This is a genomic window from Billgrantia saliphila, assembly GCF_002930105.1.
Classification (GTDB): domain Bacteria; phylum Pseudomonadota; class Gammaproteobacteria; order Pseudomonadales; family Halomonadaceae; genus Halomonas; species Halomonas saliphila.
Window position 1 is genome coordinate 41,260 of record NZ_PJRN01000003.1, and the last position, 20,195, is coordinate 61,454.

16 protein-coding genes are annotated in these 20,195 nt (G+C 64.9%); 2 read left to right on the top strand and 14 right to left on the bottom strand.

Translation table 11 applies throughout. The features are described 5' to 3' along the window. Positions 1-87: 87 nt before the first annotated feature. Both CYJ07_RS03935 and CYJ07_RS03940 read right to left on the bottom strand, forming a co-directional pair. Complete coding sequence (locus CYJ07_RS03935; protein WP_104202389.1) at positions 88-822, bottom strand: sulfite exporter TauE/SafE family protein; 735 nt, start codon at positions 820-822, stop codon at positions 88-90. After that, positions 815-1,999, bottom strand: coding sequence for a Bcr/CflA family multidrug efflux MFS transporter (locus tag CYJ07_RS03940; RefSeq protein WP_104202390.1), 1,185 nt, complete (start codon positions 1,997-1,999; stop codon positions 815-817). Before CYJ07_RS03940 ends, CYJ07_RS03935 begins: the two co-directional genes overlap by 8 nt. 147 nt (positions 2,000-2,146) lie before the next feature. Here CYJ07_RS03940 and tal point away from each other — a divergent pair, with 147 nt between their 5' ends. Next, positions 2,147-3,085: a transaldolase gene (gene tal / locus CYJ07_RS03945; protein ID WP_104202391.1), complete on the top strand. Its 939-nt coding sequence runs from the start codon at positions 2,147-2,149 to the stop codon at positions 3,083-3,085. 43 nt (positions 3,086-3,128) lie between these two features. On the opposite strand, the gene CYJ07_RS03950 is transcribed toward tal, so the two are convergent. The 9 genes from CYJ07_RS03950 to CYJ07_RS03990 all read right to left on the bottom strand — a co-directional run bounded on the left by CYJ07_RS03950 (position 3,129) and on the right by CYJ07_RS03990 (position 16,041). Next, positions 3,129-3,638 carry an STAS domain-containing protein gene (locus tag CYJ07_RS03950; RefSeq protein WP_104202392.1) on the bottom strand — a complete coding sequence of 170 codons (510 nt, stop codon included), beginning with the start codon at positions 3,636-3,638 and terminating at the stop codon, positions 3,129-3,131. Then, entirely contained in the window at positions 3,625-4,830 is a 1,206-nt protein-coding gene (locus CYJ07_RS03955; RefSeq protein WP_104202393.1) for a PP2C family protein-serine/threonine phosphatase, read from the bottom strand. The genes CYJ07_RS03950 and CYJ07_RS03955 overlap by 14 nt, the downstream gene beginning before the upstream one ends. Before the next feature lie 11 nt (positions 4,831-4,841). Next, positions 4,842-5,645 carry an MlaA family lipoprotein gene (locus CYJ07_RS03960; RefSeq protein ID WP_104202394.1) on the bottom strand — a complete coding sequence of 268 codons (804 nt, stop codon included), beginning with the start codon at positions 5,643-5,645 and terminating at the stop codon, positions 4,842-4,844. A 36-nt stretch (positions 5,646-5,681) separates the two neighbouring features. Continuing rightward, positions 5,682-6,803, bottom strand: coding sequence for a beta-ketoacyl-ACP synthase III (locus tag CYJ07_RS03965; RefSeq protein WP_104202395.1), 1,122 nt, complete (start codon positions 6,801-6,803; stop codon positions 5,682-5,684). A gap of 82 nt (positions 6,804-6,885) precedes the next feature. After that, positions 6,886-10,926: an ATP-dependent RNA helicase HrpA gene (gene hrpA, locus CYJ07_RS03970; RefSeq protein ID WP_422666944.1), complete on the bottom strand. Its 4,041-nt coding sequence runs from the start codon at positions 10,924-10,926 to the stop codon at positions 6,886-6,888. Between the two features lie 117 nt (positions 10,927-11,043). Then, on the bottom strand, positions 11,044-12,717 hold the full coding sequence (locus CYJ07_RS03975; protein WP_104202396.1) for an AMP-binding protein: 1,674 nt from the start codon (positions 12,715-12,717) through the stop codon (positions 11,044-11,046). A gap of 224 nt (positions 12,718-12,941) precedes the next feature. After that, the gene (locus CYJ07_RS03980; RefSeq protein ID WP_104202397.1) at positions 12,942-13,754 is read right to left on the bottom strand and encodes a class II glutamine amidotransferase; all 813 of its coding nucleotides are present in this window, start codon (positions 13,752-13,754) and stop codon (positions 12,942-12,944) included. Beyond that, complete coding sequence (locus CYJ07_RS03985) at positions 13,747-15,582, bottom strand: vWA domain-containing protein (RefSeq protein ID WP_104202398.1); 1,836 nt, start codon at positions 15,580-15,582, stop codon at positions 13,747-13,749. The genes CYJ07_RS03980 and CYJ07_RS03985 overlap by 8 nt, the downstream gene beginning before the upstream one ends. A gap of 9 nt (positions 15,583-15,591) precedes the next feature. Next, complete coding sequence (locus CYJ07_RS03990; RefSeq protein WP_104202399.1) at positions 15,592-16,041, bottom strand: hypothetical protein; 450 nt, start codon at positions 16,039-16,041, stop codon at positions 15,592-15,594. A gap of 85 nt (positions 16,042-16,126) precedes the next feature. Here CYJ07_RS03990 and CYJ07_RS03995 point away from each other — a divergent pair, with 85 nt between their 5' ends. Next, positions 16,127-18,217 carry a S9 family peptidase gene (locus tag CYJ07_RS03995; RefSeq protein ID WP_104202400.1) on the top strand — a complete coding sequence of 697 codons (2,091 nt, stop codon included), beginning with the start codon at positions 16,127-16,129 and terminating at the stop codon, positions 18,215-18,217. Positions 18,218-18,303: 86 nt separating this feature from the next. Here CYJ07_RS03995 and CYJ07_RS04000 read toward each other — a convergent pair whose 3' ends face one another. The 3 genes from CYJ07_RS04000 to rnd are packed head-to-tail and all read right to left on the bottom strand — an operon-like array spanning position 18,304 to position 20,194. Beyond that, positions 18,304-18,753 (bottom strand): YcgN family cysteine cluster protein, encoded by a 450-nt coding sequence (locus CYJ07_RS04000; protein ID WP_104202401.1) that lies wholly within the window; start codon positions 18,751-18,753, stop codon positions 18,304-18,306. Between the two features lie 2 nt (positions 18,754-18,755). Continuing rightward, positions 18,756-19,067 (bottom strand): YcgL domain-containing protein, encoded by a 312-nt coding sequence (locus CYJ07_RS04005; protein ID WP_104202402.1) that lies wholly within the window; start codon positions 19,065-19,067, stop codon positions 18,756-18,758. Further along, positions 19,064-20,194, bottom strand: coding sequence for a ribonuclease D (gene rnd, locus CYJ07_RS04010; RefSeq protein ID WP_104202403.1), 1,131 nt, complete (start codon positions 20,192-20,194; stop codon positions 19,064-19,066). Before rnd ends, CYJ07_RS04005 begins: the two co-directional genes overlap by 4 nt. Between the last annotated feature and the right edge of the window lies 1 nt (position 20,195).

Here is a 20,195-nt window from a genome sequence, read left to right on the forward strand (position 1 = left end):
GCCTTTGCACGACACACGATGCCGCAGCTCCATGACAACTTCATGACAGTGTGAACGAAGTTTACCCGCACGCAGGGAGGGAGAGGGTCAGATCAGCAGCCCCATGGCCGCCAGCGTGCACAGCGTCAGCGAGGCGCCCTGCAGCCGCCGTCGATCGAGACGATGCGCCACGCGATTGGCCAGGGCACTACCGAGCAGGACGGACGGCAGCAGGGTCAGCGCCAGCCCCAGGTGCCACAGGCGCATCTGCCCGGCCAGCGCCAGGGTGGCAAGGGTCAGGCTCGAGGTGATCAGGAAGAATGCGGCCAGGTTGCCGCGCAGGCGGTCCGGTGACAGGCCGTGCATCAGCAGGACCATGGGCGGACCACCGATAGCGGCCACGGTCCCGAAGACTCCCGATAGCACGCCGGCGCCGAACAGAGTGACTCGGTTGACCGGCAGGCGCAGGCGGAACAACGTGACCGCCACGGCGAACAACACGCTTGCGGCGATCAGCTTCTCCAGCATCGCCAAGGGTGCCGCGAGCAGCAGCCACAGCCCCAGCCCGTTGCCGGGCAGCCGCCCTGCCAGGGCCATGCCGAGTTCGGCAATGCGCACCTCGTGGCGGTAATGCCGCATCATCAGCAGCGACACGGTAAAGCCGAACAGCACCAGGACGACCGGGACCAGCCGTGGCTCGATCAGCAGCAGCAGGGGCGCACCTACCACCGCCAAACCGAACCCTGTGGCACGCTGCACGAAGGCGCCCAACGCGAGCACCAGGGCACAGCCCAGCCAGGCGCCGAGGGACATGTCGACCCACGCCAGCCAGTCCTCAGCCATGCTCGGCCCGAGTCGACAGCAGGCGCAAACCCAGGTTGCCGGCCAGCGACGCCCCCAACATGGTGGCCACCATGGGCCAGGCGCTGTCGATCTGGAAAGCCCCCACCAGCACACCGGCCAATGCCCCGCAGGAAAACTGGATACTGCCCTGCAGGGCCGCCGCCGTCGCGCTCATGTGATGGAAGTGATCGAGTAGCGAAGAAATGGCGTTGGGCGCCACCAGGCCGATGGTGCCGGCGAACAGCATGATCAGCGGCACCACCGTCCACAGCGATTCCAGTCCGGTGGCGACCAGCAGGGCGAGACCGGCCGCCGCTGCCAGTTGTATGGCCAACCCCAGGCGCAGGTTCTGCTGCGGACTGCGTCGGCGCAACAGGCGGATGTTGAGGCGATTGGAGGCCGCCATGGTCACCACGTTGACCCCGAACACCAAGGGATAGAACCCCGGACTCAGCCCATAGTGCTCCAGATAGAGGAAGGGCGAGGCGGTAATGAAGGCGAACAGCCCGGCGAAGGACATGGAAGCCGCGCACACGTAACCCATGGCCTCGCGGTGTCGCAATACGCTGGCGTAGTTGCCCAGCATCTGGCGTGGCGAAGCGGCAGGCGCCCCGGGGGCACGGGTTTCCGGCAGCCGAGTGCCCATCAGCCACATCAGGAAGGCGGCATAGCAGGCCAGGAAGACAAAGATCAGCCACCAGTCGCCAAGGTAGAGCAGGCCGCTGCCCACCACCGGCGCCACCAGGGGCGCCAGCAGCATGATGATCGCCATGGTCGACATCACCTTGGCGGCTTCTCGTCCGCTGAAGCAGTCCCGCACGATGGCCGCTGAGTTGACCACCGTGGCCCCGCCGCCCAACGCCTGCACGAAACGCCAGGCCAGCAGCTCCGACAGCGAGTCGACCGTGGTGATCACCAGGCTGGCCAGGAGAAAGGCCACCAGGCCGCCCAGCAGCACTGGCTTGCGCCCTATTCGATCGGAAAGCGGTCCGAACAGCAGTTGGCCCAGAGCGAAGCCGGCCAGGAAAGCGCTCAAGGAGAGCTCGGTATGGTGGATACTGGCCCCGATGCTGTCGGCCAGGGACGACATGGCGGGGAGATAGGCATCGATGGCGAAGGGCGCCAGCGCCGTGTTGGTGGCCACCAACAAGGCCACGCGTCGGGGAGTGAGTGTCAAGAGAACTCCGTTTCAACCTCGGCAAGAGAAAGCTAGGCGGCTAATGATAGCCCAAGTCGCCCACCGCTGCCCGGCCCTGTGCGGCTGTTCCCGTCCCTGTCCGCTTGCTAAAGTGACGGCCTACCCGATACTCAGGAGCAAGGCATCATGGCAGAGGACCTGCTGACTCAACTCAAGGCGATGAGCACCGTGGTGGCCGATACCGGCGACATCGAGACCATCCGCCGCTTTCAGCCCACCGATGCGACCACCAATCCTTCGCTGATTCTGCAGGCCGCCCAGCACGAAGGGCGTCGTGAGCGCTTGGCCGATATCGCCCGACAGGCGACCGATATCGACGACGCGCTGGATGCCGTCGCGGTGGAGATTGGCAGCGAGATCAGCAGCCTGGTCCCGGGCTTCGTATCGACCGAGGTGAGCGCCCGGCTCTCCTTCGATACCGAGGCGACCCTGGCGCGGGCGCGCTCGCTGATCGAGCGTTACGATCGCCACGGCATCGGCCCCGAGCGGATCCTGATAAAGATCGCCTCGACCTGGGAAGGGATTCGCGCCGCCCAGCAACTTGAGCGTGAAGGCATACACTGCAACCTGACCCTGCTGTTCAGCTTCGCCCAGGCACAAGCCTGCGCCGATGCCGGCGTAACCCTGATCTCCCCTTTCGTCGGGCGCATCCTCGACTGGCACCGGGCGGAGTGGCCGGACGCCGACTTCATGGGCGACAACGACCCGGGGGTCAAGTCGGTCAAACGCATCTACGAGCACTACAAGGGACACGGCTACGGCACCATCGTGATGGGCGCCAGTTTCCGCAACACGGGCGAGATCCTGGCCCTCGCCGGCTGCGACCGGCTGACCATCTCCCCCGCTCTGCTGGGCGAACTGGCCGAGACCGAGGGACGCCTCGAGCGCAGACTGGTCGCCACCGGTGCCGAGACCTCACCGCCCGAGCCCCTGGACGAGGCCGAGTTCCGTTGGGAGATGAACGAGGACGCCATGGCCACCGAGAAGCTGGCCGAGGGCATCCGCAAGTTTGCCGACGATCAGCGCAAGCTGGAAAAATTGCTGGGCGAGCTTCGCCGGGGCTGAATGCGAACGGCCGGCGGGTCATCGCCCGTTGGTCGTCGAGGCTTCAGTGGTCGGGGTGGGACGTTTCCTGCGCCTCGAGCATCTCGACCAGCGGCTGGAACTCTTCGCGGTTGTGCTCGTTCATGCGCATCAGGATACGGTGCGCCTCGAGGATGCGCCGACGCGTCTCCTCGAGATCGGCGGGAATCTCCGGCAGGTCGCAGAGTTCACAAGTCTCGGTGAGCGGGGCCTTCACCATGGCGAAGAACTGGGCGAAGCCCATCACCTCGAGCATGCGTCTGACGTCGGGGTTGTCGACCACGATGGTCGGCTTGTAGACGATCCGATCCTTGACCGCCATGGCCACCTTGGCCAGGAAACCCAGCGCGGTGGAGTCGACGTTGGTCGCCTCGCGCAAATCGATTATCAGGGACTGCAGCCCAGGGGTACGAGCGAGCTGTTGAGCCTGGGTATCCAGCGTCGCACACAGCGTCAAGCGAACGTCGCCGCACAGCTTGAGCATGAAGACACCGGAGTCGAACGCCGCCTTGACGCGGCCCTCATTCGTGATCATTGCCAAATCCGCTCAACAACATGATCGTCAGGTCATCGGGCAAGTCCTGACCGCCACCCTCCCCTTCGGTATCGATGTCGGGGGGAATGCCCAGCGCCAGGCTATCGCGAAGCCGTTCCAACGACGTACAGGTCAGTACACGTTGCTCGAGGTCCCTGAGCCGCATGTCGAGCGTGTCGCCCGGCAGGCACTCCAGTATTCCATCCGAACACAACCATAACCGGAAGTTCGCCGGTAACCTATACGTCAAACGTGGATACTCCACGTTGGGGAACAGCCCCACGGGCATCCCCTCGCCCGGCAGTTCCGTCACCTTGCCATCGGCCACCAACAGCGGCTTCGGCAGCTGTGCGCCCAAGGAATAGTGAAGACAGCGTTCCTCATGGTCAATGACCCCGACGAACAAGGTCGCGTGCTTGCCGATGCCGGTATCGAGCAGCTCGCGATTGAGCGCCGCCAGCCAGCGTGACGGCAGGCGCTCGGGCCGCTCGGCGTTCCATTCGACAAGCCAGCGATTGCTCAGGTACTTGAGCAAGACCGTGACGAACGCGGATGAGGCCCCGTGACCGGACACATCGGCAAAGTAGAACAGGGTGTAACGCTCGTCAAAGCGCTGAAAATCGAGAAAGTCACCCGATAGGTAGAGTGAAGGAATCAACCAGTAGTCACACGTCACCCCGCCGATCGACTGCGGATGGGGCGGCAGCAGCTTGCGTTGGATGTGTCCCCCGGCCTGCTGGTCCAGGCGCAGCAGCGCAAGATGCGTCTCGAGACTCTCGTTGAGCTCTTCCAGATGCGCGTTGAGCTGGGCGAGTCGCTCGCGATCGCGCTCGCGTTCCTCCTCCAGCCGACGCAGCTCGATCGCCTTGCGAATCATCCGCCGCAGCAACTGGCCATGCCGCATCGGTTCGACGACGTAGTCCACCAAGCCCACGTCGACCGCCGTCAACAGGTCGGCATCGAGGCGAGAATCGCTGACCACGACGGTGGGCAGCCGTTCGGTCAGGCTTGACCACGCCAAGCTGGGGATGGCCTGGGCGTGGGCCACAACCAGCGCCGTCTCCGTCGGCAACTCCTCCAGACGCTCCGCGGCAAATACGGCCAAGCCATCCCGGGCAATGGTATCGGCCAGGGCGTCGCGGTAAGCGCCCGGCTCGTCAAGCACACCAATCAACGGCTTGGGTACATCCATCGGCTCAGGCCTCAGTCTGCGGGATCGGCTTCGTCGAGAGCGGAGTCGTCGAAATCGGCATCGTCGAAGTCGGCATCGTCGAAGTCGAATTCATCGCTGGCGAACGGATCGTCGCCCAGTTCGCCGTCGCTCACCTCGAAGCGACGCCGCTGCAGATAGGCATCGCGAATGAAGACATAGCGGTCGCCTCGGATCAGCTCCTCCTGATCGAGCAGTCCGGCACGCATGTCGATGATGCGCAATGCGGTCAAGCCGTAGCGCACCGCGTCGTCTTCGACATAGGTCAGCGGATAGGTGTACATGTCCAGCGGCAACCCGGACGTATCCCGTACCGTGCTGGGCCCGAGGAGTGGCAGCACCAGATAAGGCCCCTCCCCCAAGCCCCAGACGCCAAGCGTCTGGCCGAAGTCCTCTTCCTCGGCGGTAATCCCCATGGGAGTGGCGAAGTCCCACAAACCGCCGATCCCCACCGTGGTGTTGATCAGGAAGCGCGAGGTGGAAAGTCCCGCATTGGCGGGCTTGGCCTGCAAGAGACTGTTGAGTGCGGTGCGAATCTCGCCCAGGTTGGAGAAGAAGTTGCCGACCCCGGTCTGCACCGGTTCGGGCGTGACGGTGCGGTAACCGCGTGCCACAGGTTTGAGCACCGCACGGTCGAGCGCCTCATTGAAGCTGAATACGCGGCGGTTGAAGCCCTCCCAGGGGTCGTCGGGGTGACGCTCCTCGACTGCCACTCGTCCGGCGCAGCCGGCCAGCATGGCCACCGCCGCCAGGGCGACCAGGGCCCTGGAAAGAAAGCCGGTCTGCTTAACGACCATCGACTGAGTCTCCTGCAGGTTACCGTAAGCGAGGCATCACTGCCGACGCACCACAACGCAGCCGGCACTGTACCCGGCACCGAACGAGCAGACCACCCCCACGTCACCCGACGCCAGATCGGCATGATGCAGGTGGAAAGCGATGATCGACCCCGCCGAACTGGTGTTGGCATAGCGATCCAGGATGATCGGCGCCTGGCCGGCCTCGGGATCGTGCCCCAGCACGCGACGCGCGATCAGGTCGTTCATGTGATGATTTGCCTGGTGCAGCCACAGACGCGACAGTTGGTTGCCGTCGAGCCCAAGGCTCTCCAGATGTTCGTTGATCAATGCCGCCACCATGGGACAGACCTCTTTGAAGACGCGTCTGCCCTCCTGCACGAACAGCTTGTCGCTGGCCAGCGGGTCGCTGTCCGTGACGCGATTGAGAAACCCGGCATTGTTGCGGATGGCATTGGAAAATCGCGTGGCCAGACGCGTGCCGAGGATCTCGAAGCGCACCTCGGCCGTGGCCAGCTCGGCGTCTTCCAGCACGATGGCGGTACAGGCGTCACCGAAGATGAAGTGGCTGTCCCGGTCGCGAAAGTTGAGATGCGCCGAGCATATCTCGGGGTTCACCACCAGGGCGCGCCGGATATTGCCGCCACGAATGGCACTGGCGGCCAGGTCGATGGCGAAGGTCGCCGAACTGCACGCCACGTTCATGTCGAAGGCGTGCCCCTGGGTCCCCAACCGCGCCTGCAACTCGACCGCAACCGCCGGATAGGCACGCTCCAGATTGGAACAGGCCACGATCACCATATCGATGTCGCCGGGCTCGACGTCGGCCGTCTCAAGCGCCTGGCGTGCAGCGGCCATGCCCATTTCGCACTGGATCGAGGGTTCTTCGTTGCTGCGCGACGGCAGCCGTGGACGCATTCGCTCGGGATCGAGGATACCGGCAGCGTCCAGCACGTAGCGGCTGTGTATGCCGGAGGCCTTGACAATGAATTCGCTGCTCGAGTGCTGCAGCGGCTCGCGCTCGCCCGCCTCGATGGCGGCAGCATGCCGCGCGTTCTCCGCGTCCACCCAGGTGTTGAACGAAGCCACCAGTGCCTCGTTGTCGATGGCATGCTCCGGCGTGAAGAGTCCCGTACCGGTAATCAGCACATCTGTCATGTTCGTCTCCCTCGTGCGGCCGCAGGACCGCTGACTGTACGTCGGCGTACCGACGCTCATATCTCTTATCGGCGCATCGCGGTCATGCTTGACCGTGTCCCGCCAGCTCCGCCCAGCGGCGCTCGAGGCGTTTGACGGAGACCGGCATGCGGGTGCCGAGCTGCTGAGCGAACAGCGATACCCGCAGTTCCTCGATCCACCAACCGAACTCCACCAGCTCGGGATCCTCGTGGCCACCACGGCGCTGGCTCTCTCTGCGCGCGGCCAAGCGTGCCTCGAAGTCCTGTACCGCCTGCATGTTCATCTGGTCGCGCATACGCTCGCGTGGCGCCTTCTCCAGCCGGATCGAGGCCGCCTCCATGTAGCGAGGATACTCCTCGAGCCAGGCGCCCGCCTCGAGTACGAAACCGGGGTGAACCAGCCGCTGCATCTGTGCCTTGACGTCACTGTAAACCAGCGCCAGCGCCAGATTCAGATTGCCCTTCAGCGCCTTGGTCACCGCCAGGTGTCCCTCCAGGGCCTTCTTGAGCGTCGATACCAATACTTCGGCGTTGGGCACCAGCTCGGCACGCGTCGCCTCCAGCCTCGCGGACAGCTCCGCGGCGGAGCGCGGCAGTGGCGACTGAGCCACGGTGCAAGCGAAGACCGCCTCGACCACGTCCTCTACCAGCACTTGCTTGCTACCCACCTTGGTGAACAGCAGGGCGCAGGCGTCGAGCCCCCGGATCCGACGAATCTCGCGCACCTGGTCGGGAAGCCGCGCCATGGCCAGGCGCACCACGCCCCGGCGGTGGGCCTGCTCGGCCTTGCCGGGGTGATCGAACAGCTCGACGCGAAACGACTCACCCTCGGGCACCAGCGCCGGATAGGCCTCGACGCGAATGCCGGCCTGGGTCGTCACGCGCGAGTCCGGCAGCACCGTCTCGGGCAGGTCGGTCACGCTGGGCGCATCGCTGATCTCGGCGGCCAGTGCCCGGGCCCCTTCGCCCGCCGCCGCCTCGAAGCGTCGCTCGAGCTCGCGTACGTCGCGCCCCTGCCCCAGTTCGCGTCCCTCGTGGTCGACGACGCGCAAGTTCATGATCAGGTGCGGCTCGAGCTGGTCGGTGCGCCAATCGTCCGGATGCAAGCGGCCCCCAGTGCGGCGACGCAGGAACTCGCCCAGTGCCTCGGTAAGGGGAACGTCGTCGGGCGTGAGCGTCTCCAGCGCGGCATCGACCCAGTCGGGAATAGGTACTACCTGACGGCGGATCGACTTGGGCAGCGACTTGAGCAGAGCGATGCACTTCTCGCGCAGAAGTCCCGGCACCAGCCACTCCAGGCGCGCTCGCGGCAGCTGCGGCAACATGGCCGCGGGTACCGTCAGGGTCACACCGTCGTCGGGTGCGCCGGGCTCGAAACGATAGTTGAGCGGATAGCGTACGCCGCCCAGCACCAGTTCGTCGGGAAACTGGGCCTGGGTGATTTCCTCGGCCTCGCGGGCCAGCAGCGCGGCACGATTGAACTTGAGAAGGCCAGGGTCGTCGCGCTCGGCTTTCTTGCGCCAGGCCTCGAAGCCCTTGCCGTTGTGGATATCTCCGGGAATCCGCTCGTCGTAGAAGGCGAACAGCGTCTCCTCGTCGACCAGGATGTCGCGCTTGCGGGCGCGATCCTCGAGGTCCTCGACTTCCGCTATCAGAGCGCGATTGTAGTCGAAGAACTCACCCTTGGTACGAAATTCTCCTTCGACCAGAGCGCGGCGGATGAACAGCTCGCGTGCCTCGCGCGGGGCGATCGGCCCGTAGTGCACGCTGCGCCCCGAGACGACGGGCAGGCCGAACAGCGTCACCTGCTCCTTGGCCACCACTTGGGCGCGCTTCATTTCCCAGTGGGGCTCGCTGTAGCTGCGCTTGACCAGATGCCCCGCCAGCGGCTCGATCCACTGCGGTTCGATCTTAGCTACCGTTCGCGCAAACAGCCGGGTGGTCTCCACCAGTTCGAAGGCCATCAACCACTTGGGCGATTTCTTCGCCAGTCCCGAGCCGGGGTGAATGACGAACTTGCGATTGCGCGCGCCCAGGTATTCGCGGTTCTCGGTGAGCAAGCCCAGGTGCGACAGCAACCCGGTGAGCAATGCCTTGTGCAATTGCACGGCATTTTGCCGGCGTGCCTGTTGCCGCGCCTGGTCGTGCTCTTCTCCTGCAGCAGACTGGTCTCTTCCTGCCGGGGGCTGCGGCAACGGTGCCGGTGGCGGCACCTCGATCTCCATCTCGCGCAGCAGCTGGCGCAGCTGGCGAAAGGTATCGTGCCACTCGCGCAAGCGCAGGTAGTTGAGGTAATTCTCCTTGCACCAGCGCCGCAGGCGATTGCCCGAGAGCTCGTCGCGCGCCGCCTCGAAGCCGTGCCATAGATTGAGCAGTGCAACGAAGTCGGAATCGGGGTCCTGCCAGCGCCGATGGGCCTGGTCGGCGGCCTCGCGCTTCTCCGCCGGACGGTCGCGCGGATCCTGCACGGCCAGCGCCGAGACCACGATCAACACCTCGCGCAGGCCGCCCTGCTCGGCACCGGCCAGCACCATCCGTGCCAAGCGCGGGTCGATCGGCAAACGGGCGAGCCGGCGCCCCACCGGCGTCAGCCGATCGGTCTCATCCACTGCGCCGAGCTCGAACAGCAGGCGGAAGCCATCCTTGATGAAGCGCGAATCGGGCGGGTCGACGAAGGGAAAACGTTCAATGTCGCCGAGTCCCAGCGACAGCATCGACAGGATCACCGAGGCCAGGTTAGTGCGGCGAATCTCGGGATCGGTGAACTCGGGGCGGGAGAGAAAATCCTCTTCATCGTAGAGGCGAATGCAAACCCCCTCCGCGACGCGACCGCAACGCCCCTTGCGCTGATCGGCGCTGGCCCGGCTGACCGGCTCCACCGGCAGGCGCTGGATCTTGGCCCGATAGCTGTAGCGGCTGATGCGCACCAGGCCCGGATCGACCACGTAGCGGATCCCAGGCACGGTCAGCGAGGTTTCGGCGACGTTGGTCGCCAGCACGATGCGCCGCCCCGCGTGCGGAGCGAAGACACGGTTCTGCTCGGCATTCGAGAGCCGTGCATAGAGCGGCAGGATCTCGGTTCCCTTGAGATCGGCGCGGCGCAATGTGTCGGCGGCCTCGCGGATCTCGCGCTCTCCGGGCAGGAAGACGAGGATGTCCCGCGGTCCGTATAACCAGCGCTTGTCGCGCTCGATCTGCTCGATCTCCTCCACCGCGTGGAGTATGCCTTCCTGCAGGGTACGGTCGGCCTCGTCGTCGGTCTCGCGTACCAGCGGGCGATAACGCACCTCCACCGGGTAGGTGCGCCCCGACACTTCCACCACCGGGGCGGGCACAGCCTCGCCATCCTCACCGGGCAGGGCGAAATGTCGCGCGAAACGCTCCACGTCGATGGTCGCCGAGGTAATGATCAGCTTGAGGTCGGGGCGGCGCGGCAGCAGTCGCTTGAGGTAGCCGAGCAGGAAATCGATATTGAGGCTGCGCTCGTGAGCCTCGTCGATGATGATCGCCTCGTAGCGCGAAAGCTCAGGGTCGTGGCGGGTCTCGGCCAGCAGGATGCCGTCGGTCATCAGCTTGACCAGCGTATCGTCGCCGGTCTGGTCGGTGAAGCGCACCTGATAGCCCACCTGATCGCCCAGAGGCACCTCAAGCTCCTCGGCCAACCGCGCCGCCACCGAACGCGCCGCGAGACGCCGCGGCTGAGTATGGCCGACCAGGCCGCGGCGCCCCAGGCCGAGCTCCAGGCACAACTTGGGCAACTGGGTCGTCTTGCCCGAACCGGTCTCGCCGGCCACCACCACCACCTGATGCTCGCGCAGCGCGGCGAGAATGTCCTCACGGCGCTCGACAACCGGAAGCTCGGGGGGATAGTTCAAGGTGACCGGCTGGGCGCCGCGCCTAGCCGCCAGCGCCGCAGAGCGTTCAATGCCGCGCATCACGTCGGCCAGGCCGCGATCTACGGGCTTGCCCTCGCGGATACGACGGTGCAGCCCGCTCAGCCTGCGCTCGAGCGCTGCGCGATCGCGCAGCATGACCTCGCCCAACGCAAGCTGCAGGCGCTCGAACTCTGCCTTGTCGCCGGCGGCGACGGAACCGGATGCGATACTCACCACTCTCCTCTAGCCAAGCCTCTTGCCAAGCAAAAACCTGCCCGCTCCGGAAAATACCGGAGCGGGCAGGTCATTGTAACGCCGGGAGCCTGGTGGCGGCCAATGCCGAGGCTATGCCCGGCCGGCGGTTTCCTCGTCACGCAACTGGCGACGCAACACCTTGCCGACGTTTGTCTTCGGCAGCTCGTCACGAAACTCGACGTGCTTGGGCACCTTGTAACCGGCCAGTTCCTTCTTGCACCACTCGCGCAGACTCTTCTCATCGAGACTCTCGTCCCTGGCCACGACGAACAGCTTGACCACCTCGCCACTATTCTCGTCGGGAACTCCCACGGCGGCCACTTCGATCACGCCCGGATGCGCCGCGACCACATCCTCGACCTCGTTAGGATAGACGTTGAATCCCGACACCAGGATCATGTCCTTCTTGCGATCGACGATCTTGATGTAGCCGTCCTCCTGCAGAACCGCGATATCGCCGGTGTGGAACCAGCCATCGTCGCTGAGGACCTTGGCGGTTTCATCGTCACGCTTCCAGTAGCCCTTCATCACCTGCGGCCCCTTTACGCACAGCTCGCCGGGCTCGCCGAACGGCAGCGCATTGCCGTCGGTATCGACCACTTTCACCACGGTACCCGCTACCGGTTTGCCGATGGTGCCCAATTGGATGGCATCGACCGGATTGAAGCTGACGATCGGCGAGGTCTCGGTCAGGCCATAGCCTTCGGCGATGGGACAACCGGTGACCTCTTCCCAGCGGCTGGCAGCCGCCTTGGTCAGCGCCATGCCCCCCGAGATGGTCAGGTGCAGGCGGGAGAAGTCCAGGCGGCGGAAATCCTCGCGGTTGCACAGCGCATTGAACAGCGTATTGAGCCCGATGAAAGCGGTGAACTTGTAGTTCTTCAATTCCTTGACGAAGTTGTCCAGATCCCGCGGATTGGTAATCAGGATCGAGTGGTTGCCGGTCTCCATCAAGAACAGGCAGTTCACCGTAAAAGTATAGATGTGGTAGACCGGCAGCGGCGCGATCACCACCTCCTTGCCCTCGTCGAGGCCCGGACCGATGGCCGCACGCGCCTGCAGCATGTTGGCCACCAGGTTGCAATGGGTCAGCATGGTGCCCTTGGGCAGGCCGGTGGTTCCCCCGGTGTACTGCAAGGCGGCGATATCGTCGAGCTGACGCTCGACTTCACGATGCTGGCGCGAGGCCCCCAATTTGAGCGCCTTGCGAAACGGCACCGCCATCGGCAGCGAATAGGCGGGCACCATCTTCTTGACGTGCTTGACCACCGCATTGATCAGGAAGCGCTTGGGAAAACCGTGCAGATCGCCGAGCTCGGTCACCAGCACATGCTCGATGTCGGTACGGTCCAGCACCTTCTCGAGTTTTTGCGCCATGTTGGCCAGGATGAGTATCGCGCGTGCGCCCGAATCCTTGAACTGGTGGGCCATTTCACGCTCGGTATAGAGCGGATTGGTATTGACCACGACCAGCCCGGCACGTAGCGCACCGAATACCGCCACCGGGAATTGCAACACATTGGGCAATTGAATGGCGATGCGATCGCCTGGTTGCAGCTCGGTTTCGTGCTGCAACCAGGCGGCGAAATCGGCCGAGAGACGGTCGAGCTCGTTGAAAGTGAGCGTCTGGCCCATACAGGTGAATGCCGGATTGCCGGCATAACGCTTGACGGCCGCATGAAAGACATCCATCAGCGACCGGTACTCATCCATGCCCTTCAGCTCGGGCCCGTTCAGAACGTGGGCGTTGGCGTGCTCACTCATTGGTGCTTTCTCCGCAGCAGCGTCGACGTGTCGTCCATTTTCGACAGCGACGATTCTTATTGTGGCTAGCCCAGTACGATATACCAGGCGCAACGTCACTGTAAAACAAGCGATTGAAACGTTCGTTCAAACGCTCCAAAGGCTTCGACGTGCCTTCAAACTGGTCAATGCGCCACACAAAGGCAAGCCATGCGTTTCTACGCTACGGCGCGCAAGCTCATGACTCACTCGGGCGTGACCCTGGCCAGAATTCTGCCCTGTCGCCACACCAGCAGTTCTCCCGGCTCCATGCGCGCCCAGGCTTCATTGCTGGTCAATGGTTCGGTCGCTATCACCGAAACGATGTCGTCACGCGTGGTGTGCTCGGCGAAATTGACCGTCAGCTCGGCATCGGAGAGTTCCGCACCCCCGAATGGAGCGCGCCGGGTAATATGGGCGAGCTTGGTCGAGCAGTAGGTGTAGAGGAATTCGCCATCGGCCAGCAGCATGTTGAACACGCCCATGTCGCGCAGCGTCTCGCAGAGCCGATGCACCAGGCGCCAGAACACCCGGTGCGACTCGCCCCATGCATCGTTGCAGGTCGGCAACTCAGGCGCTTCGGGGTAGTGCTCGCGGAGGGTGGCGAGCAGCCAGCAGAAGGCGTGCTCGCTATCTGTATCCCCCACCGGGCGATAGAAATTGAGCGGCAGCGCCTGCCAGTCCTTGAGCTGACCATTGTGGGCATAGCACCAGGTGCGCCCCCACATCTCGCGTGTGAAAGGGTGCGTATTGGCCAGCCTCACCCCGCCCACGTTGGCTTGGCGGATATGGCTGATGGCGATGTGCGACTTGATCGGGTAGTCGGTGATCAGTCGGGCGATGGGCGAGCGCACAGAGGGGTGGGGATCGCGAAAATCGCGGTAACCGCCGGCCTCGTAGAAGGCAATGCCCCAGCCATCTCGATGAGGACCGGTACCCCCGCCACGATGGAGGAAACCGGTAAAGCTGAAGCAGATATCGGTGGGCACGTTGGCACTCATGCCCAGCAGTTCACACATGCGGCTCCTCCCGTTGCGTGGGGCGCCGACGCAGCACCCTCAACCGCCATACTCCCAGCAGCAGCAGCAGGACGACAACCAGCGCCCAGCTTCGCGGGTCGCGCATCGCCTCGTCGAACCAAGTGGAGAACAGTGGGTGCCATTCACCCCAGCGCTCCTGGGCGAGCCGGGGGAGCGCCTGCACCCGCTGCACGACACGTTCGACCCTCTCCGGCAGGGTCGTCGCCTCACGGCTACCCTGCGATGGCGCCAGTGCATCATGGAAGCGCGTCACTTCTAGGGCGGTCTGGGCATCGACTTGGTCGATGGCCGTGTCCACTCCCGGGAACAGCACCAGGCGCGGCAGCATTAGCTCGCGGGTTTCGCCGTCTATTGACACCTCGGCACGCAGTACCAGCGGCACGCTGAGCGCCGAATCCAGTTCAGGCAGGGCCATGGTCCAACGCCGCTCGCCGGTCGGCTCGGCCTCCAGCAGTGCGCCCTGAAGCTGGCCAAGCACCCGGGTATTGTCACGGTCGAGACTGGGATGTTCGGCCGCGAGCAGCACGCGCTCGTTGGCGGCGTCGTGGCGCGCGGCGATGGCCGGCTGCACATTGACCGGCTGGCTTCGCTGGCGGCGAAATCCCTGCCCCTCGGCACGCACCACGAACTGGGAAGCGCCCGTCAGCGCCGGCGCCGGCAGCCGGCCGACGAAGCGCTCGCCCTGCGGCTTGAGCACCACGGCCGACTGCACGGTTCCCGCCTCACCCTGCAGTTCCGCCGTCAAGCGCAGGTGAGAGGGCAACGCCTGCTCGTCCAGTGCCTGACCATCGCGGCTCAGCCAGGCTTCCACGGGGACATCGAAGCCCAGGTAAAGGGTCGCCGGCACACCGTCGGTCTGCAGGCTGAGCGGCGACTCGACAGTGATACGGCTCGCCTGTCCGGGCTCGCCCTCCAGACGCCATTGCCCAGGCTGAGGATTGGGTACCCGCACCAGGTCGTAGCGAGATTCGCTACGCCACTCGGCACCCTCGGGTGGCGTTTCCGCGCTGAAGCGACTCCCGTCCGGCGCCACCAGTACCGGTGCCTCCTCGCCGCGGAACAGCAGCGCCGTGAATCCCTCCAGCCCAGGTTCGATGAGAAAGCGCTGATCGGTCACCGGTACCTGGTCGCTGGGAAAGATACGATCGGCGATATCGAGAAAGGCTCCCAGCAGGGCGTCGGGGTTTTTCACCGGCGCGGACAGGCCGCCTGTCATCTGGGCGAGACGCTCCACCAGGTCGAGATCGGCCTCGTCGGAGAAGGCGATGGCATGCACAACGGTGCCCTCGTTGGCCAGCCGGGGGCCGAGCTCCTCGAGCAGCGACTGGCGCGAGGCGGCATCGATCGCCGGCTTGGTGCCGCGCCAGTTGGGTAGATCGATCATGCCATCCGTCAGCAGCACCAGATGGCGCCGCCCCTCGGCTTCGACGACTGACGCTTCGAAGAGAGCGGATTCGATATCGGTGTACTGCTGATAGTCGCTCAGGCGGGATGTGAGGGCTCGGGCACGCTCGCGCCAGGCGGCGTTCACCGTCTCTGGCGGCAGCGGATTGGCCACCCGTTCGCCGAAGGTCCAGATACCGGCTCGAATACCGCCGGGCATCAGAGCCACGAGCAGGTCCAGGGCCTCGGCAGCGAGCTGGTCGGGATCGTTGCGGCGCATGCTGCCCGAAACATCGATGACAAGCCTTACCTCGGGCACCTCGAGCCGCTCCTCGGCGGGTTCGGCACCCAAATGGCCGCTTAGCAACAGCGCACCGGCCAGTCCAACCAGCCAGTGCCAACCCTTCTTGCATACCCTCCCCATCGGGGCTCCCTAGCCGATCAACGGCTCCCGGCGCTCGCGCGGCTCACGGGGTCCCTCGCCGTTGCGGCCATCGCGCCTTGCGTTATTGTCATTTTCTCGCTCTTCGGACTCTCCGTCCGAGCGGAACCACCACCATTGCAGCAGACCGAGGGCGGCCCCCAGACCCGCCCCGGCGGCGACCAGCAACCCCGCCGAGAGCAGGGTCGAGGCGTTGCGTTCGAGAAAGGCAACCGACGCCACCACCACGGCCGGCGCCAATCCGGTATAGAACTCCCCTTCTTCCACCAACGGCAATCGAAAGCGCGTCGGTATCCACAGGATGCCGGCTACGGCCCAGGTGATCGGCAGTCGCAGCATGCGCGGCAAGAACGCCAGTGCCAGATAACCGCTCAGCAGCACGACCAGCGACAAACCCAGATAGGTAAGCCATAGTAGGGACATCGAATCGGTGGTCAGCATCACTACCTCAATCTTGCGTTACGATTCGCCGACGAACGGATCGTACACGATGGAAAGTCACAGTCAGTATGGTACACGCGAGTCAATGAAAGCACAGCCGCCACATTCCACGTCCCCCACTGAAAATGTCGGCGGGCAGGTCCGCTCGCCCGTTGCACGCTTCCGCCGCGCCGACGATCCCCAATGGCACTGGCTGGAGGACCGCGACGCCCCCCAGGTCACCGCCTTTCTCGAGGCGGCGAACCGGGAATCGAAGTCCTGGATGGCCCCGTTGGAAGACCTGGTGGAACGGCTCTACCAAGGCCACCTGTCGCGCCGGGAGCTGGCCGTACATGGCCTGCGCACCGCGCTAGACCACTTCACCTACTGGAGCGAGACCGCCGCCGAAGCCGATTATCCGGTCTGGTGGCGACATCCCAACGGATGCCCGGGCGAGGCGATCCCCTTTCTCGACCTGCAGGCCCGCGCGTCGGAGCATCGCTTCCTCGAGCTGGGCGACATGGCACTGTCACCCGACGAAAGCTGGCTGGCGTGGACCGAAGACACCAGCGGCGACGAACGCTTCACGCTCTATATCAAATCGCTGCCGGACGGCGAACCGCGCCTGCTCCTGGACGAGATCGGCCCGGAGCTGACCTGGGCCGAGGACAACCTTACGCTATTGTTCACCCGCTATGACGCCACGCAGCGCCCCGACAGTATCTGGCGCCTGCCGGTACGCGAAGGGATCGCCGGCAAGGCGTCACTGGTCCTGCGTGAGGAAGACCCCGAATTCTGGCTCGGGCTCGGCAAGACCCGCTCGCGCCAGTGGCTGGTGCTGGAGAGCGCCTCCAAGGACACCAGCGAATGCCATCTGCTCCCCGCTCATGCACCGGACGAGCCGCCACGCTGCTTCCGCCCGCGAGAGAAAGGCGTGGAGTACGGCCTGGAGCATCGCCCCGGTGCCTTCTATGTCGTTCACAATCGCGAAGCGCCACACTTCCGCCTGGATTGGGTGCACGAGACCGATACCGACGACACCTGGCGAACGCTCATCTCTCACCGCGACGATCATACGCTGGAAGACGTGGAGGCCTTCAGCTGGGGGCTGGCACTGACCGAGCGCGACCACCACGAGGCCCAGGTGCGCATTCGCATCGTCGAGCTCGACGCGGATCATGAGCACGTGCGAGACGAGCGGCTGGCCTTGCCCGAATCTCCCTGCAGCGTAATGCTCGGCGATATGCCCCACTTCGACGAACGCCGATTGCTACTTCGCGAGGAGTCGTTCGTCATGCCGGTGCGCTGGCTGGAGCACGACCTGGACAACGGCGAGCGGCGCGTGCTCAAGACCCAGCCGCTGCATGGCAACCTGCAGCCCGGCGACCTGCGCTGCGAGCGGGTCTGGGCACGAGCCCACGACGGCGAACGCATACCGGTGTCGGTAGTGATGCGCGCCGATCTGTCCGGCCGGCCACTGCCCACGCTGCTGTACGGCTACGGTGCCTATGGCGAAGTGCTCGACCCCTGGTTCTCGGTGGCCAGACTCGAGCTGATCGACCGCGGCATGGCCTTTGCCGTGGCCCATGTGCGCGGCGGCGGCGACCGCGGCGAACCCTGGTACCTGGCCGGCAAGCTGGAGCACAAGGAGAACAGCTTCCGCGACTTCCTGGCCGCCCGCGACGCACTCGTCGAGGGTGGCTTCAGCAATGGTGAGCGTATTGCCGCCTACGGCGCCAGCGCCGGGGGACTGCTGGTCGGCGCCAGCCTCAACCTCGCCCCTGAGGCCTTCTGCGCCGCCGTGCTCGACGTGCCCTTCGTTGACGTGCTGCGCACCATGGAAAACCCCGACTTGCCGCTCACTACCGCCGAATACACCGAATGGGGCAATCCCGATGAACCGGACGCCCGCCGGCGCATCCATGCCTACTCGCCGCTCGATAATCTGTCGCCCCAGGCCTACCCCACCCTCTTTCTGCAGGGCAGCTGGCACGATTCCCGCGTCCCCTACTGGGAACCCGCCAAGCTCTACGCCCGGCTCACGGAGATGGAGACCGCGCGGGGCCCGATACTGCTGCGCACCGACATGGCCGCAGGCCACGGAGGCGCTTCGGGGCGATTCAAGGCATGGCACGACAATGCGCGTCAGGATGCCTTCATCCTCTGGGCGCTGGGGCTCGCCGAAAGGGAGGCGTAACTCGCGCAGGCAATGAAAAGACCCAGTGTCGACCGGGTCTTTGGTAGGGGAGCACGCTCGACATCGTCACGTGCGTGATCGGTGCTTCAGCCGTCGATCGGCAGGATGGCAATAATATAGTCTTCCAGTTCCTCTTCGGGCACATCGCGCTGGGAGACGGCAAAGCTGCGCACGCTGATGCCCTTGCGGTGAACCCGCTCGGGGTCGCCCGAAATCAGCGGATGCCAGCCGGCCAACTTGCGCCCCTCCGCCACGCGTCGATAAGCGCAGGACTTTGGCAGCCAACGGAACTCGTCGATCCGCTGCGGCGTGAGTCGGGAACAGTCCGGCACCCTTGCCTGGCGATTGGTATAGTCACTGCAGCGGCAGCTGTGCGTATCCAGCAGCTCGCAGGCGACGCCGAGCACGGCCAGATCGCCCGTCTCGTCATCCTGGTACTTGAGCAGGCAGCACTGTCCACAGCCGTCGCACAGCGCTTCCCACTCCTCGGCGGTGAGCTCCTCGAGGTCGAAGCGTTCCCAGAAACGCTCTCGCATGATCAGTAGCGCGCTTCAGTGGGCGTACGGTACAAGTCCAGCAAGTACTCATCCTTGACCGGGGGCAGCTGCAGGTAGTACCCCTTCTCGCGGATCGCCGCAATGACGTCGCTGACGTTGGCGCGCGCCAAGCGTTTCTCGGGCGTCAGAATCAGCGTCATGGCCGAGACCGGCTTGCCGAAGCGCTCCAACAAGGCTTCGGGTACCTCGGCCAATCCCTGCCGCTTGTCGACGTAGAGGTACATCTCCTCCTTGCGCGGGCTCTTGAAGATCTCGCACAACACCTTGTCGCCTTGCATTCGATCGTCGGTCATTCGACTTCCACCTCTTCGAGTGCCTGCTGCAGCGGAGCCGCCAGGCATTCACCACGCCAGCCCTCCGGCAGAGGCAAAGGTTCATCTGCCAGATCGGCGGCGACCAGAGCTTCCAGGTCGCGCCGGCGCATCAGCACCTCCGGCGCCACCCCCAGGCGTTCGGCGTGCTCGTTCACCACACGTTTGAGCGCCTTCATGCGACGCTTGTACTCCCCCGCCATGGGCGACGGCAGCGCCGGTGGCAACGACTCGGCCTCACACTGGCGCGCCTGTTTCACCAATTCCATCAACGTATCGCCGTCACGTTTGATCAGGCTCGGCTTGATATCCTCGACTTCGGCGAGCTGGTAGCGACTCTCGGGCATGCGCTCGGCGATGCCGAAGAGCACCCGGTCGTTGACCAACCAGCCTCGGGGCAGGTTGCGCCGCCGCGCCTCGCCCTCGCGCCAGGTCGTCAGCAGTCGGTAGGCCTCGATCTGTCGGGGTGAAAGTCGCCATAGCTGACGATGGCGACGATACCACTGCCCGTCCGTCTCTTCGCTGCGCAGTGCCTGGGCAAGCAGCTCGCGGCAGTCGGCCTCGAGCCAGCCGCGCCGGTCCAGCCGATCCAGGGCCTCCCGCTGGTGCTCCCATACCTTGAGCAGGAACACCACGTCCAGCGCGGCGTAAAGGCATTGGGCATCGCTCAGGGGACGCTGCAGCCAGTCAGAGCGGGTCTCGTCCTTGGGCAGGACCTCGCCGGTCCAGTGCTGCACCAGACGCTGATAACCCATGGCCGGATCTTCACCCAGCAGGGCCTGGGCGACCTGGGTGTCCACCAGCGGGGCCACCGCCATGTCGGCCCAGTGCGCCAAAACCTCCAGATCCTCGCTGCTGGCATGCAGCAGCTTGAGCGGGCCCTCGCCGAGCAGGCGTCGGAAGGCTTCCGTGCAGTCGACGGCGAGCGGATCGACCAGCCAGGCGGGGCCGCCAGCGGAAAACTGGATCAGGGCCGGCACCGGATGAAAGGTCTTCTCGCGGAAGAACTCGGTATCCAGCGCGATCACCTCCGCCTGGGCGACTTCGGCACAAGCGGCATCCAGCGCCTCGGGCGTATCGATCCAGCGTATGTCAGGGGTTAGCGTCATG

Bases quoted from the DNA above. Each gene is read 5' to 3' on its own strand.
- tal (WP_104202391.1), top strand. From the start codon at position 2,147: ATGGCAGAGGACCTGCTGACTCAACTCAAGGCGATGAGCACCGTGGTG.
- CYJ07_RS03950 (WP_104202392.1), bottom strand. From the start codon at position 3,638: ATGATCACGAATGAGGGCCGCGTCAAGGCGGCGTTCGACTCCGGTGTC.
- CYJ07_RS03955 (WP_104202393.1), bottom strand. From the start codon at position 4,830: ATGGATGTACCCAAGCCGTTGATTGGTGTGCTTGACGAGCCGGGCGCT.
- CYJ07_RS03985 (WP_104202398.1), bottom strand. From the start codon at position 15,582: ATGGGGAGGGTATGCAAGAAGGGTTGGCACTGGCTGGTTGGACTGGCC.
- CYJ07_RS03980 (WP_104202397.1), bottom strand. From the start codon at position 13,754: ATGTGTGAACTGCTGGGCATGAGTGCCAACGTGCCCACCGATATCTGC.
- CYJ07_RS03965 (WP_104202395.1), bottom strand. From the start codon at position 6,803: ATGACAGATGTGCTGATTACCGGTACGGGACTCTTCACGCCGGAGCAT.
- CYJ07_RS03960 (WP_104202394.1), bottom strand. From the start codon at position 5,645: ATGGTCGTTAAGCAGACCGGCTTTCTTTCCAGGGCCCTGGTCGCCCTG.
- rnd (WP_104202403.1), bottom strand. From the start codon at position 20,194: ATGACGCTAACCCCTGACATACGCTGGATCGATACGCCCGAGGCGCTG.
- CYJ07_RS03935 (WP_104202389.1), bottom strand. From the start codon at position 822: ATGGCTGAGGACTGGCTGGCGTGGGTCGACATGTCCCTCGGCGCCTGG.
- CYJ07_RS03990 (WP_104202399.1), bottom strand. From the start codon at position 16,041: ATGCTGACCACCGATTCGATGTCCCTACTATGGCTTACCTATCTGGGT.
- CYJ07_RS04000 (WP_104202401.1), bottom strand. From the start codon at position 18,753: ATGCGAGAGCGTTTCTGGGAACGCTTCGACCTCGAGGAGCTCACCGCC.
- CYJ07_RS03975 (WP_104202396.1), bottom strand. From the start codon at position 12,717: ATGAGTGAGCACGCCAACGCCCACGTTCTGAACGGGCCCGAGCTGAAG.
- CYJ07_RS04005 (WP_104202402.1), bottom strand. From the start codon at position 19,067: ATGACCGACGATCGAATGCAAGGCGACAAGGTGTTGTGCGAGATCTTC.
- CYJ07_RS03995 (WP_104202400.1), top strand. From the start codon at position 16,127: ATGAAAGCACAGCCGCCACATTCCACGTCCCCCACTGAAAATGTCGGC.